We start from the raw sequence: 14,441 nt of genomic DNA on the forward strand, positions 1-14,441 counted from the left end.
CACTCCCTTTTGAGGATGTAAAAGAGTTAAGCTTTCAACGGATGTCGGATGTATATGATTTGGGGTTCTAAGATATCTTTTGCCGCTTTTCGGGCGATGATAAATTGCCCTGTTCGAAGATCGCGAATTTCATCGGGCGTGATTTTGAACTTCTGTACATTTCGCATCGTACCCATTTCTGATTTTTGATCGACACGTTTCAAGCGTCCGGCCTGCTCTTTCGTCTGTATCGTTAAATCAATATCCTTGAATGTGCCCAGTGTGTTGGCCCAAGCCTCCACTTCCTTCGGGCTATTCGTTTGACCGATGGCGAAGGTGTTGGTGTTTCCAATAACCTGTTTGGCTAGTACCGGATCCACCTTTTCTAGATCCGCTATCGTTTGGGTTGCGATGATACAATGGAAACCACCGGACCGTGACTTGTTGACGGTATCGACAATCTTGTCATTCGCATAGACGGAAAACTCATCGTAGATGGCGAGCAACGGCTTGTCGTTCATCTGCTTCCGGTTTCGGTATGACACGAGGTAGTTCAAATCCAGAATCAAAAACCTTGCGATGATTTTGATGAACGTGTTGTAAATCAAGCCGTCAAAGCTGACAAACAGCGCTTTTTTCTGATCACTCACCTGGATCAAATCGAGACCGTTTTCGTTTTCTTCGAACAGGTGACCCAGTTCGCTGTCCAAAAGAAGATAGAGCTGAGTACGGACCGACGATGCATTCGTAAACAAATACATCTCCCCGTCTTCTTCGTGCTCATAACGTTCGAAAAACCGCAGGTAATGTTTCTTTGCACGTTCACTTCTGACTTTTTTCGTCATTTTTTCTTTTACAGCTGTTTCAGTTGTTCCTGTATCTTTATTGGACTCCTCTAAAAAGGATGAGTATAACGCTTTCTCTCCTTGTACCTTCTCATCGTCAACTGTTTGGACTTCAACCACGTCTGCCTGTAAGACCTTCTTGATTTCGTTAGGGTTCAAGTATTTTGCAAACGTCCATAGATCCCGTTTGAAACCATAATCATCGATAAACTGGATAATGGCTTGCACCAGGGAAGTCGAGATTTCCGTATAGTAATGACTTTCTGTTGCAATTAATTGTTCGAGCTTATCTTTGATGACCGTCGCATTCCCGTACCGAAGTGGGTTATAGGTAAGCTCCCCCTCATCCGAAAAAACTTCCAGCGTTTTCCCGTTACGATCGCATAATGCTCGGACATCGTCGATACTCTCTGCGGAACCTTTGCCGTCTATGAAAATAAAAGGGTAGTTTTTGAGTAACGCATACTCGATATAATTCAGAAGCAGAACCGTTTTCCCTCCACCAGTCGTTGCCGGAACGAACATATGCTGGTTGACTTCTTTGAAATCCATGTAATAGGGCTGTCCAGTCTCCGTTATCCCGATTAATAATCGGTCGGTTTTCCCTTTCGCGAAGTCCTCCCGCCATTTCTGTTGGGTTTGCTGGGTTAGCCGGAATCGCTGCTCATACGTTATTCGGAATACGGTAGATTGCTTCAAAGCGTCTCGTTTTGCTTCTTTGGAATGGACTCGTCTCGATCGGAAGTAGTCCGTCAAAACCGACCAGAGATAAGCTATTACTAAACCTCCGCTTGCGTAAAGGACGTATGAAGCAGCACTGAATTCTACAGGTTTGTGGACCAAAGAGGTCAACCAGGAGAAATCGACTGGTAATACCTCATAGAGAGCAAAATAACTTTCAGGCTGATTTATGATCACAAATGTGAAAACAAGTAACCCCAAAATCGATAAGGTTAAATGGACGTTGGGTCTATTGATCAAGCGTGTGATAACATAGAACGGTAATGAAAAGAGAAAGAGTGGGAAGATCAACAATACTGCAAGTAATAAACCGATTCCAAAGGCGAATTCCTTGCTCACTTCTTCATTGCTTTTGGCCAATGGCAAGCAACCTCCCAATCAGGTCCAGTTGCAGCATGTTTGATTCCACCCCAGCACGTTTCGCGTGGGTAATGACGGTCTTTTTGATTTGGTCCGTTTCACATAAGTAACGAACCCTGCTGTACCGTCCCTTCATAATTTCATCTTGATACCGTTTCATTTTTTCCAAGTACCGTTTTGCGGATTTTTGGGTCAATTCGACTTCGTAGGCGATCCGCCGTTCCCCTTCCATGATGACGAAATCAGGGATCCGATCAGCGACCTGTTTTAGTTTAGTTGGATTCTTTCGTTCGTTTTTCGTAAAATTCTGATCGAGGTACTCGCTTCTAAGTTCCCGTTCAGTCAAGAAATGGAGTTTTTGATTCTTCTCGTTGGTGAGCTTCTTGAAGGTTAACAGACAATCATTCATGAGCATTTGGTGTTTCAATTGGCTGAGGTTGATCTTGGTGAATGCCGTCAATGGACTGCCGAGATAGTCGACACCCCGGGGGCGGACGGCAAGAATAAGAGTGTAACCGATTTTCTTTTCCGTGATGAAGCCGAGTGAAAGGAGTTTCTTTTTGGTGTTGTAGACCGTTACGTGAGAGATGTCCCCTTCCAAAAAGTCGACGAGTTGAGTAGATGTAATGACACCGAACCGATTAATCACTTTCAGGATGCGTTCCTGCTTCACTGCAAGTAGGTTCGATTGGCTGGCTTCCAATTGTAGACAACCTCCTCACTCTTCTGAATTTTTCTAATTTTCACTTTAAAGAAAAAATTATGCTTGTATATTATCACTCTCCAAAATCAAAAACAACCGTTCGCATAAAAACTTTACAAAAGGCATCTGCGCCGCCGTGGTACGTTGACCTCACACAGAGTGATGTTGTCTGTGTGAGGTCAACGTATATTCGCAGCGATAGCGAAGAATAAACAAGGCGCAGATACCTTATCATTGTTGGGAAAACATCTGCTCACCTTTAATAAAAAACATCCCTAAATTAAACAGTTTTTAAAGCTCTTTTAAACACTTAAGAATGATCGTTTTAACCTACTTCCGTAGTGAATTGGATTCATTTACACTTATTGGTAATATTATCCTTATATAAATGATTTTTAGTTAGTTGCTGTTCGCTTTACCAACTGGATTGTACTTCCCCTCATCCAATTGCTTTTTTACAATGCTCGCCATGAATGCCCATGCCGAGGATTGCAGCTTTTCTTTTTCAGCTAATGGACCTTTGACAATCGTGACTTCGAACTGCTTTCCGGCTTTTGTCATATGAGCACTCCTTTTATCAGGTTCCATTTTGCTGTTTTAGCAAAAAGTTTTTTTAAAAATTATAGTACCTTTCCTAACCCAAACGCTGGTTTAACACTTTTTTATTCCCCTGGATAAGAACGGTGTAATGGCTACACATTTCATAGATGCGTGTTCCCAGAGCTTCGTCGACAGATTCCAATTCATCTACAGTCAACTCAGAGGAAACTAATATGGGCAGATGGTTTAAGTAGCGATAATTGACTAAGGCATACATTCTTTCAATTTGCCATTCAGTAGCCCTCGGCTTCCGGTTTCGTCCAATTGGTTTGAAGAGATCATCGATAAACAGAACATCCACCTTCTTCATTCGCTCCATTTTCTCTTCCAGTATTTCAAAATCGTCCTTTAAGTCATCAAACCCTTCCACATACGGAAAGTAAAGTACAGAGACCTGCTTCTCCACCATCAAGTGGTTGGAGATCGCCGTTAGTAAATGGGTTTTCCCACTACCGGGTTGTCCCAATAAAGCAATACTGTTGGCTCTTGTATCCCGAATTTCTGTGAAGTCCAGAATATACTCTTGTGCACATTGCAGCGCATCTTTGATCATTGGATGCTTCCCTTCCGTGACAAAGTTTTCAAACGTATTTTTTCGGAAAGCTTCGGTAATTTCAGAGGAAAGGAGCAATTGTTCAACGTTCTTTTGTTTTACACAGCTACACCGTTCCGAGTAACAATCGTGCCATTGCCAAGCCTGTTCGGGACAGCATACACTCCCTGAAAGGTAGTCCTTTTCAGGAACCTTACTGGCTGGAAACCTGAAATGTGATCGTTCATCCCAATGCCATTCTGTATCTTTGTGAACCCGGTAAAAGATAATGCCTTTATCTTCGCATATCGGACATTCATGAGCTTCCTCTCCTTCGGATCCGTCCGGTTTGTCCTCCAGTGATTGAAGATGTCTCTGACGGAGAGTCTCGATGATGCTTTCCAAACGATTTTCCACGGTCACCCTCCTTTCGGTTGTTCAAAAACTCGAGATCAAGTGCTCCAACATCATCCAATGTTTGAACATTATGTTTCGTCCACTTTGAAAGAATGCCCCTTGCATAGGTCCATGACGGTTTATTTAAATCGATGGAACGTATCAATGCCTCGATGACCAGTTCTTCATCTAGAACCTTATTCCATACTTCTATTTCTTTTTTGATTTTGGAATTGGCTTTTCCGATGTGTTGTTTGTAAAAATCATATGCCTTTATACTTTTGGTTTTAAATTTATCTTTTCCGTTTTTTCTTTCAGAATCTTTTTCTATATCTTTATCTATATCTCTTTCTAATTCTTTATCTATATCTGTTGCGTTACCATCCGTTACCGTAACGTTACATGTACCGTTACCTGATTGGAGTCGCTTCTTTTCCCGGTGTCTCGCCACTCGTTCCCGGGTTTGTTTTCGGATTTTATCAAGCCCTTCGACGTTCTGATGTTTTTCCCAGTTGCTGATGGTGATGAAATGATCATCCTTAATTTCGATCATTCCGAATTCCTCAAAAGTTCTCAGGGCTAACCTGACAATATTAAGAGGACGATTGAATATCGTTGCCAGCATTTCATCGGTATAGGGGATTGTTTCATTCAAATAGATGTAACCATTGGCATTGGTCTTTCCTGCTTGTGTCAATAACTTGATCCAGATGATTAACAGTGCATCGGATTCAGGCATACACTCGATCAGTCGGATCTTTTCATCTTCAAACATTTGAGTACTCAGCTTAATCCATTTTACTTCAGGCATTTTCAACACTCCTTTTCAGGATATCTGGGAAAAGGAAAAAGATTTTATAAGCGACTGTGTATGATAAGGCAGGATTTCCAGGTGACGAGATTGAAAGAATGAGTGGTAGATTCGTGTTACATATTTCGTAAGAGGTTCATTGCAGAATTCCGAGTGTTTATAATTCGTTTTTGCTGATTCAGCAAAGTTATTCCCAAAAAAAAGCTGATTAAGATCACATCGAAGTTCTCTCGCAATCAACGGCAAGTGATGTGCTTTAAAACAATAGTCCCCCTTCTCATACTTCAAGTATGTGGAGGCATGCTTAAAGCCAAGCAATCGAGCCATATGTTGTTGCGTAATCCTGAGGTTTATCCGTCTTGATTTGATATATTTCAGATTAATATATTCCATGATCAACCTCCCTTCCCGAGATTTTTTGCTGATTCAGCAAATCCTTAACCTTATTATAATTTGCTGAATTCGCAAAATCAACCCTGTATTTGTTGTTTTAGCAAATTTATTTTTCTGGTTTAGAAAAATGGTACAATAGTTATGCTGTATTAGAAAAGGTGGGGATTCCATGTCCGTAATTGGTCATCGTATAAAAAAGCTGAGGGAACAGAGGAATTGGTCTCAACTTACTCTGTCCAAAAAGATTGGGATCAATAATAGTGTTTTGTCCCGTATTGAAGCTGGCAAGCGAAATGTTGAGGATGATCTAATAACAAAATTTGTTGAATTATTTGAGGTTACCTCTGATTATTTACTGGGGTATACAGACAATCCGGATAAAACCGTAACGAACAAATTAGATAATATTGATGAATCCGAATGGCCAGAAGCTTATAATGTGCTACGAAGAGCTAATAAGAAGCTAACAGATAAAGAGAAAAGGAAAATGCTTAGACTAATCGAAGAGCTATTTTTAGACGACGAGGAGGAAGAGCAAAAAGATGGGAAAGCAGACGAAGGTGGTACCGGAAAAAGTTAGGATGGATTTGATCAAGGAAGAAGTAAGTAAGTGCTTGCGATCCAATTCCTTTAATTCACCACCCATCAATGCCAAAGGAATCATTCAAACAGTTACCAATACCAAAATTCAAGAAACAACTGAGATTGACGATGCATTTGTCGTCTACAATAAAGAAAATGATGAATATGGCATTGTCATCAACACGGATCATGTTGAAGGCAGAATCAACTGGACGTACGCACATGAGCTTGGTCATATCCTATTGGATCATGTAGCTTATTTGAATGATTCTGATCTTACAGAAAATCAACGAAAAATCATTGAACGGGAAGCCCATGTATTTGCACGAGAGCTGTTAATGCCTGAAGAAGTACTTCGAGAGAATTTAATAGACCCCATCACTGTCCAACAAATTGGGAAATTAACTGAGTGTTTTAATGTCTCCTGGACAGCGATCATCAATCGGTTGGATGAACTAGGGATAAAATCGAGAGAAGAAATTCTAGATATGATAGAGAATCGTAATAAGACGGAGAAGTTGACTTGCACCGCGCAGGATGTATACATAAATGTAAACAAACAATTTCCTAATAATGAAATGAGATTTAAAGAATGTCCACAATGTAAAAATAATGATTTCTCCGAGCATGCTGAGTACTGTAAAAAGTGTGGATACCATTTGTATAATCAATGTGGGGAAACAGAGTGTGAAAAGATAAACGTTGTCGATGCTTTGTATTGTGAATTTTGTGGAGCCTTAACACTCCTAGGAGGTATATCAGAAGGAAAATTCACTTCTATTTAAAGTAAAAAAACTACTCATTAAGAGTAGTTAAAAAAATATATAAAACTAACTTGTCTCCAAAAAACTTTTCTTTTTGTTATCTAATTCACTAATAAGGTTGTCAATATTATCATCTTTTAAACATAAAAGACCATATAAACCTTGCAATCCTTTTACTTTTTCTATCAAATACTCAAGATAAGATTTGTCTTCATTTCCAAAGAACTTATCTAAGTTAATATAATTCTGTTTATTTATATTAATAATTTTCATACTTTCAGATACAAACCTTTGTTGTAATGCCAACAATAATACTGTTTTCTGTAAACAATATTTATATGATGCAGGGCTAAAGCTCAAGTTAATAGATAAATGTGATGTAATTTCTTTACTTAACGTTAGATCAGGAGTGGTATTTTTTCTATTTTTAAAGATATCTGTTATTTCATAATTAAGCAATTTCTGATCAAAGTTTTTAATAATTACTTTTATTAAGAAACCCGCGCAATTGTAATGACCTAATTCAATTGATTTGATAATACCAAATATCATTATTTTCACAATTTTACGTTGTATATCCTCACTTTTATGTATTTTTTGATTAGTTATTTTTTTTACACTAATTCTTTTGCTAAATTTAGTTTTTGGTATTTTATTCTCAGGTTTTCTAAGGTTTTCTTGCTCTAAACTTTTTATAAAAAATTTAAAATAATTATTTGTTATATCTGTTAGTACTTTTAAATTTCGGGTTTCTATTGAATTATAGAATAAGGCTGAAGTAAGAGTTAAAAAGTCATTCTCACTAATAAACCTCCTATTATCAAATTCATGGGCTATTAATCTTTCAAAAATATATGTAGTCCTGCTATCATTTTTCTTGTAAAGGTTCAACAATATTTTATACATTATAAAATAATAATGATTAAAGAACTCTTTAAGCATGAACTCTAGATTTTGATACCTATCATCATTCCTTTTATATACAATCCATTCAGCATAATCTTCTTTCCTCACCTGAAAAAGAAATGGTTTTATATCACAAAATGTGTCATTTATTAATTGGACTTCTTTTTCCCTACCAGTCTCTAAAGACACTTCAAGTAAGTTACTCAGATTTTTTAAAATCAAAATATAAAGATCAAAATATTTTGTTCCTGATAAAGGAACAATTTTACTAAATATTTCTTCATCTTTATTATACTCAACAAGTTTATTAAATAAAGTAGAATTAATTGTTCTTAAAGAACTACTAAAGTTATTAGTTAATTTATACTTTTCTTTAGTAATTAAAATCTGAAAGTTAATCTCTGTTGCAACTATTATATTATCTAGTTGCTTTTGAATTTCTTTAGCCTTATATGCTTCATTTTTTTCTTTTATCACCATTATCTTGTCTATTTTTTTAAAGGCCTTATTTATAAGAGAGGTATTTGTTCTAAATTCATCAATAATGTTAATATTTTTTAATATTGATCTATATGAAGTAACTGAAGAAATTATCCACCACAAACTTATTAGCATTATTGTTAATAATGCTAACGTATCTAAATTGGTTACATTCTTCGCGTTTTCTTTAGTGGATCCAGGAGTTTGAGTAGGTACTTGTTCCGAAGATAATTGGAGATGGTAACTATAAAATTGCATAGCTATTAGTAATAATATTGAAGATACTATAAAAGAAACCGTCTGCCATTTTTTCTTTCTTTTTAATAATGAGTAAGCTACTTCCCTTTGTTCCCTGTATGCAAAAATAAAAATAGTAAAACTTAATGGAATTACCACTTTATAAATGCCATTTATAATATTTATAAATCCTTCAACAAAAATATTAAATAACATGACTACCTCTCAACTATATATTCCTGTGCAAAATACGCCCTTATCTCTTGAGGATTAATTTCATTGTCACCATAATCATAAGGAGCTAGTCCTTCCCTCGCCTGTATCCAAGGAGGTTCAGTATGTGAAAGTCTTTCTAAGTCCTTACCATTATATCTCCCAAAGTTCCTCCAAACCTCATCTAATAGCTCAATTTCTACTTGAGTGAGTTCAAGAACTTCGTCATGATAATTTATGTTAATATCCTTGTAAGAAAAACCCTTAAATTCACGATAAACTTCAGGTACTACAGGACCATGAACCCAAGCTTGTATTTCCTCGTCAAATAAAGGTTCATCTGTGTCATTCAATGCCATAAAAAAGCCTTGGGCATAATATAACAACTTTTGTAATTTTAAATTTGTGATATTCTCATTAGTTCCAGGTTGACTTAAATTAATAAAATACTTTGCAACATCTATTGCACTAGCCATATACACATCACCCCCATATTAATAATTTCGACAACATATTATTCGTTTCCTCTTTATTATTGTTTATCATACATTTTATTCGTTGAATTTTCTTATGTATAGATGTTTGTATCAATGTTTCTCAAAATTATTAACTGTATAATAATTTTAGGAATCTCATTAGAACATATTTCTTATAGTTTTTGATGAAATTAAATAAATAGAGCCTCTTTAATTCTGAAATCAATTTTTCTTACTTTTCTTCTATATTGGTTATTCCCATAGTATTTACCTTCATCTATTGTACTACATTCAAAATCAATAAAAAATATGGAAAACTGATAAACAACACATAACTGCAAGTAACTGATTAAACGTGAACCATTAAAAAATCGAACTATAGCATGCTTGCAATCGCACTGGTAATGACATTAGAATCTCATTCTCAATACACCTCGCTGCGTACGTTGCGAGCTTCGTTCCTTTTCCTCGGGAGTAACTTTCGATCGCTTTGATCAAGCCGATTGTTCCGATTGAGATCAAGTCCTCGGTGTCTTCTCCTGTGTTTTCGAACTTCTTACAAATATGGGCGACTAACCGTAAATTGTGTTCAATCAGACGATTGCGTGCTTCTTCACTACCTTCCGCCATTTCCTTCAGATACCGGGTTTCCTCTTTGGGTGACAAAGGCTGTGGAAATGCATTGTTCTTCACGTAGGAGACGAAGAACATGACTTCTTTGAAGAAATAAGCCAGTGCCGCGATGATGCTTGACACACCCTCACCTCCATAGGCAGCTTTCACACATACTTATACCTATGATGGGATGGGCTTGGTTGTGTCTGTACGAGGAAAGAAATGATGAGGAGGTACCATCTTGCACTTATAAAAAAGCAAGCGGTGGCGACCCCCGCTTGCTTCGTTAACGTTACATCATGTTTATATAATAAGCTGACTTGTGACGTGCTTCTTCCATGATGGCTTCGACACGTTGTTGATGCTGCAGCTTTTCAAGATTTCTCTCTTTATTCCTGACCTTTTTCATGACCAGAATAAACAAGTGAAATGGCATCATATCGCTTCACTCCTTTTCATACCGATTCTTTCAGGTTGTATCCATCTCCGTTACAATCCAATCGAGAAATACTTTTCCTTTTATCATCCTGTTCATCCTCCTTTTTATTCGACACTACATCCAATTCATGTAGTGGAATGCTTTTTCACGTGACTCGTTATAGAATTCTTCAATTTGCTTCTGTTTGTTCGAATCTTCGTACGTCATTTCTTGCTTCAATACTTTGTGTACCATCGTTAACAAGAATAAATGGACTGGCATCATAGCGGATCCCTCCTTTCTATGATTGAACTATTGAGAAAATACCTCCTGCTTGAGCCTAATCGTTTTTCTTTGTTTCTCATTCCACATGTTGCTCTCCTCCTTTCAATTTGTTCATATAAAAACGCCACAGGATAGACCCCTGTGGCGTAAAAAAGTTAATTAACGTAAAACTCACGTCAAAAGGCATATAAAAGCCACAGGCAGTCGTCGACCTGTGGCGATTTTAACGAGTTGTCAAATTACATGTACTGCATGTCACTGGCCGAACTACTTTTATTAAGTTTGAGTTGGATTGCTTTTGTTTGAATGATCATCATTTCGTTCGACCTCCTTTAGTAATTTTAACCTGCAGAGTAAAGTATACCCATGCGCCAATGAAATGTAAACCTTAAATTGGAAAATTATTTCGTTTTTTCGAAAAATGGGTTCTTCCACTCCATCAATAGCCCATAATTCGCGGATTCAGGGTCATCTAAATAGTCCGGCAACAGCTTGACGGGTGTGCGTCCAGCTTTCATCAAGAACGTGACGACAGGATCCTTTCGCTCTCCATTCAGAATCGATTCCACATAATGTTCAGGAGTAAGTTTGTCTTTCACGCGCTCATATCCTGGCATGCGGCTGCCGCCTAGAACCGATTCAAGCTTCAGTTCCACAACTAGATGATATAAGGACTGCATCAAAAGCTTCCCTAGTCCGGTCTTCCGGTATTTAGGCCGTACACTGATATCGACCACATATAAGGCATTGCCATGTGGATCGTGGGTTACGATACTTCCGTTATCGGTGATTTCTTCCCATGTATGGTCCTGTCCTTTGTAAGTGATGATCAAGGTCGTTATCGATCCTGCTATCTCCCCATTAATTTCTGCACATATTGCACCTTGTGGAAAATGACGGATATGCGAGCCGAGTTGATCTTCAGACCACCAGAGGTCTGAAGGGAAAGGTGGAGGAAAGCATTCTTTCTGAATGTCGATCAGTTCATTGAAGTCCGCTTCCGTATAATTGCGGATCGTCGTTTTCAACGGTTTATCAGCTTGGAACAAATATTGTGTAAGCAGCATAGGACGCGGCCCCCTCTATCTGGTAAAAATCTTACCTATAGATTAGCTACGTAAGGGGAAGAATCCTGGTTGTTTGTAGATAAAATCTGATTTTTATTGGGAGAAAGATAACTTCCTCTATCTTGGATTTCAACATTTCTTCAATATGGAGGATAGAATCTGCCTCTTTCTATCCGCCATTTCAACATTTCTCCAATATGGCGGATAGATTCGACCTTTTTCTATCCGCCATTTCAGCATTTCTCCGATATGGCGGATAGATTCGGCCTTTTTCTATCCGCCATTTCAGCATTTCTCCGATATGGCGGATAGATTCGGCCTTTTTCTATCCGCCATTTCAACATTTCTCCAATATGGCGGATAGATTCGACTTTTTTCTATCCGCCATTTCAGCATTTCTCCGATATGGCGAATAGATTCGACCTTTTTCTATCCGCCATTTCAGCATTTCTCCGATATGGTGGATAGATCCGGCCTTTTTCTATCCGCCATTTCAACATTTCTCCGATATGGTGGATAGATCCGGCCTCTTTCCTTTGAAAATTCATAAAGAGGCTGACCTCGTTTGGTCAGCCTCTTGTCAATTTATCGTTCTTCATTCAATTGTTTTTTCCATATTGCAACTTTTCGGTAAAAAAGAATCGCAACACCTATTAACGTATAACTCGCACTTAAGAGGACGAGTTGATCAGTGGCCTCTTTCCCATCAAAAGGCACGATGCTTCCAATATATAAGAAAGCACTCAATGAAAGGAGGACCAAGCTGAAACGTTTGAAATCTGCAATCTTCTCTTGAATGTTCTTAACCATTTCCTTTGACACTTTCCCCACCCCTTCTGCAATCATCTTAACACGATTGTTGTGCAGAAACGGGTATTTTCAGAAAATTCCTCAACTTACCAATGTAACATTTGGCAGTAAAAAAGAGCATGGGGACCCATGCTCTTCAACTCGTTTATCCTTCTAGCGCTTGTTTCAAGTCTTCAATCAAGTCTTCTGCATCTTCAATTCCGACTGAAATACGGAGTAATCCATCTGTGATTCCGAGTTCATCACGGCGATCCTTTGGAATAGATGCATGCGTCATACGGGCTGGTGCAGAAATCAAGCTCTCAACCGCGCCTAAGCTTTCAGCAAGTGTGAAGTATTTCGTCTTGCTCAACACTTGATCCGCTCGCTCTTGGCTGCCGACATCAAAGGAGATCATGCCGCCGAATCCGCCAGCTTGACGCTTCGACAGTTCATGCCCCGGATGAGACTCAAGACCAGGATAATAGATTTTCGTCACAGCAGGATGACCATCTAAAAACTCAGCGATTTGTTTCGTGTTGCTTTCCGTTGCTTCCATCCGGAGGCCGAGTGTTTTGATTCCACGGATCAACAGCCATGAATCTTGTGGTCCAAGCACCGCTCCTGCGGAATTTTGGATGAAGTGAAGCTCTTCAGCCAGCTCTTTCGAGTTGACGACTGCAAGACCAGCAACAACATCACTGTGTCCACCGATATACTTCGTTGCACTGTGCAGGACGATATCAGCACCATGCGTGATCGGTGTTTGCCAGTATGGAGTGTTGAACGTGTTATCGACGATCAACAACAGGTCATTTGCCTTCGCAATCTTTGAAGCGCCTGCAATATCAGTCACCTTCAACAACGGATTGGTCGGAGTTTCCACATAGATCGCTTTCGTGTTTTCTTGAATTGCATTCTCAATGTTTTCGAGGTTGCTTGTATCAACGAACGTAGATTCCAAGCCTAGACGATTCAACACTTTGGAAACGAGACGATACGTTCCACCATACACATCATCTGTGAAGACGACATGGTCTCCTGTATTGAACATCATCATGATCGAATTGATTGCGGCCATTCCGGAACCGAAGGCAAAGCCAGCTTCCCCTTCTTCAAGGTCCTTTATCAATTCTTCTAATGCGTGACGCGTCGGGTTTCCTGTACGGGAATATTCATAGCCTTTGAAATTCCCGACACTCTCTTGTTTATACGTACTCACCTGGTAGATCGGCGTCGATACAGCACCTGTGTGCTCATCTCCGAAAATACCAGCGTGGATCATTTTCGTTTTTGGCTTCATTTTACATGCCTCCTTCATAGATCTTTTTACTTAAGTAACGTTCACTGCTGTCTGGAAAGACCGTAACGATATGGCTGCCAGGCTTTGCTTCTGCTGCCTCGATCAAGGCGGCATGTAACGCAGCTCCAGAGGAACTGCCGACGAGAAGCCCTTCTCGTTGAGCGAGCTCCTTCACGCGTCTGAAGGCATCTTCATCCTCGATCGTATGGATCGCATCAAAATAAGATGTGTCCATATAATCTGGCAAGAATTCCATCCCGATCCCTTCTGTTTTGTGAGGACCAGGCTCACCGCCATTGAGAATGGATCCCTCAGGCTCAACAATGACCGTTTTGACGTTCGGATCCTGTTCTTTCAGATACTGGGATGTCCCCATGAAGGTTCCACCCGTACCAGCGCCTGCGAGAAACACATCCACTTTCCCATCAAGTGCTTCCCAGATTTCAGGACCGAGGGATTTATAATACGTAGCCGGATTGGCAGCGTTCGCAAATTGGGCTGGGTAATATGAATTTTCAATCAGTATTTCCAGCTCTTTCGCCTTTTCAATCGCGCCTCGCATCCCTTTTTCCGTGTCGGTATTCACGATTTTCGCGCCTAATGCGCGCATCAATTCTTGCTTTTCGACACTGAACTTTTCCGGGACGACGAAGATGACGTTGATGTCTTTGTTGACTGCCGCCAGCGCTAGACCGATCCCCGTGTTACCGGCTGTCGGTTCAATGACCGTTCCGCCTGGCTTCAGCTTGCCGCTTGCAAAGGCTTCCTCAAGAAGCTCTTTTCCTAACCGATCCTTAATACTGCCACCCGGATTATAAAATTCCAGCTTTGCAAAAAGGCGTACGCCGTTCGGGAGGCCAAACTGTGTAATCTCCACCAACGGCGTATGGCCAATCAATTCCTGTACATTTTTGAAGTACTTCATAACCTGTTCCTCTCTGACTGT

16 protein-coding genes and 1 pseudogene are annotated in these 14,441 nt (G+C 39.4%); 2 read left to right on the forward strand and 15 right to left on the reverse strand.

All coding sequences use genetic code 11. From position 1 onward, the window contains the following. Positions 1 to 26: 26 nt before the first annotated feature. The 6 genes from V1497_RS12880 to V1497_RS12905 all read right to left on the reverse strand — a co-directional run bounded on the left by V1497_RS12880 (position 27) and on the right by V1497_RS12905 (position 5,360). Complete coding sequence (locus V1497_RS12880) at positions 27 to 1,925, reverse strand: TraM recognition domain-containing protein (protein WP_349407943.1); 1,899 nt, start codon at positions 1,923 to 1,925, stop codon at positions 27 to 29. Further along, entirely contained in the window at positions 1,909 to 2,628 is a 720-nt protein-coding gene (locus V1497_RS12885; protein WP_349407944.1) for a hypothetical protein, read from the reverse strand. Before V1497_RS12885 ends, V1497_RS12880 begins: the two co-directional genes overlap by 17 nt. A 399-nt stretch (positions 2,629 to 3,027) precedes the next feature. Continuing rightward, positions 3,028 to 3,189 carry a hypothetical protein gene (locus tag V1497_RS12890; RefSeq protein WP_349407945.1) on the reverse strand — a complete coding sequence of 54 codons (162 nt, stop codon included), beginning with the start codon at positions 3,187 to 3,189 and terminating at the stop codon, positions 3,028 to 3,030. A 73-nt stretch (positions 3,190 to 3,262) separates the two neighbouring features. Beyond that, complete coding sequence (locus V1497_RS12895) at positions 3,263 to 4,120, reverse strand: DnaA ATPase domain-containing protein (RefSeq protein WP_349410818.1); 858 nt, start codon at positions 4,118 to 4,120, stop codon at positions 3,263 to 3,265. Further along, entirely contained in the window at positions 4,077 to 4,967 is an 891-nt protein-coding gene (locus V1497_RS12900; protein WP_349407946.1) for a phage replisome organizer N-terminal domain-containing protein, read from the reverse strand. The genes V1497_RS12895 and V1497_RS12900 overlap by 44 nt, the downstream gene beginning before the upstream one ends. Before the next feature lie 15 nt (positions 4,968 to 4,982). After that, positions 4,983 to 5,360: a helix-turn-helix transcriptional regulator gene (locus tag V1497_RS12905; RefSeq protein ID WP_349407947.1), complete on the reverse strand. Its 378-nt coding sequence runs from the start codon at positions 5,358 to 5,360 to the stop codon at positions 4,983 to 4,985. Positions 5,361 to 5,529: 169 nt separating this feature from the next. On the opposite strand from V1497_RS12905, the gene V1497_RS12910 reads away from it, so the two are divergent. Beyond that, complete coding sequence (locus V1497_RS12910; RefSeq protein ID WP_349407948.1) at positions 5,530 to 5,940, forward strand: helix-turn-helix transcriptional regulator; 411 nt, start codon at positions 5,530 to 5,532, stop codon at positions 5,938 to 5,940. Further along, positions 5,903 to 6,727 (forward strand): ImmA/IrrE family metallo-endopeptidase, encoded by an 825-nt coding sequence (locus tag V1497_RS12915; RefSeq protein ID WP_349407949.1) that lies wholly within the window; start codon positions 5,903 to 5,905, stop codon positions 6,725 to 6,727. Before V1497_RS12910 ends, V1497_RS12915 begins: the two co-directional genes overlap by 38 nt. Positions 6,728 to 6,772: 45 nt before the next feature. Here the strand turns inward: V1497_RS12915 and V1497_RS12920 are convergent, their stop codons facing one another. From V1497_RS12920 to V1497_RS12960, 9 genes and pseudogenes are all read right to left on the reverse strand, one after another. After that, complete coding sequence (locus tag V1497_RS12920) at positions 6,773 to 8,545, reverse strand: hypothetical protein (RefSeq protein WP_349407950.1); 1,773 nt, start codon at positions 8,543 to 8,545, stop codon at positions 6,773 to 6,775. 2 nt (positions 8,546 to 8,547) lie between these two features. Then, entirely contained in the window at positions 8,548 to 9,018 is a 471-nt protein-coding gene (locus V1497_RS12925) for a Panacea domain-containing protein (protein WP_349407951.1), read from the reverse strand. Positions 9,019 to 9,420: 402 nt separating this feature from the next. After that, positions 9,421 to 9,729: pseudogene (locus V1497_RS12930) on the reverse strand (sigma-70 family RNA polymerase sigma factor); the annotation flags it as partial. Positions 9,730 to 9,925: 196 nt separating this feature from the next. Then, positions 9,926 to 10,072 carry a hypothetical protein gene (locus V1497_RS12935; protein ID WP_349407952.1) on the reverse strand — a complete coding sequence of 49 codons (147 nt, stop codon included), beginning with the start codon at positions 10,070 to 10,072 and terminating at the stop codon, positions 9,926 to 9,928. Between the two features lie 114 nt (positions 10,073 to 10,186). Further along, entirely contained in the window at positions 10,187 to 10,336 is a 150-nt protein-coding gene (locus V1497_RS12940) for a hypothetical protein (RefSeq protein WP_349407953.1), read from the reverse strand. 401 nt (positions 10,337 to 10,737) lie between these two features. Beyond that, positions 10,738 to 11,403 carry a GNAT family N-acetyltransferase gene (locus V1497_RS12945; RefSeq protein ID WP_349407954.1) on the reverse strand — a complete coding sequence of 222 codons (666 nt, stop codon included), beginning with the start codon at positions 11,401 to 11,403 and terminating at the stop codon, positions 10,738 to 10,740. Between the two features lie 585 nt (positions 11,404 to 11,988). Beyond that, positions 11,989 to 12,225: a YrhC family protein gene (locus V1497_RS12950; protein ID WP_349407955.1), complete on the reverse strand. Its 237-nt coding sequence runs from the start codon at positions 12,223 to 12,225 to the stop codon at positions 11,989 to 11,991. A 133-nt stretch (positions 12,226 to 12,358) separates the two neighbouring features. After that, a complete protein-coding gene (locus V1497_RS12955) occupies positions 12,359 to 13,495 on the reverse strand; it encodes a bifunctional cystathionine gamma-lyase/homocysteine desulfhydrase (RefSeq protein ID WP_349407956.1) in 1,137 nt (378 codons plus the stop codon). Between the two features lies 1 nt (position 13,496). Continuing rightward, a complete protein-coding gene (locus V1497_RS12960) occupies positions 13,497 to 14,420 on the reverse strand; it encodes a cysteine synthase family protein (RefSeq protein WP_349407957.1) in 924 nt (307 codons plus the stop codon). Between the last annotated feature and the right edge of the window lie 21 nt (positions 14,421 to 14,441).

The sequence above is a fragment of the Pseudalkalibacillus sp. SCS-8 genome, from assembly GCF_040126055.1.
GTDB lineage: Bacteria > Bacillota > Bacilli > Bacillales > Fictibacillaceae > Pseudalkalibacillus > Pseudalkalibacillus nanhaiensis.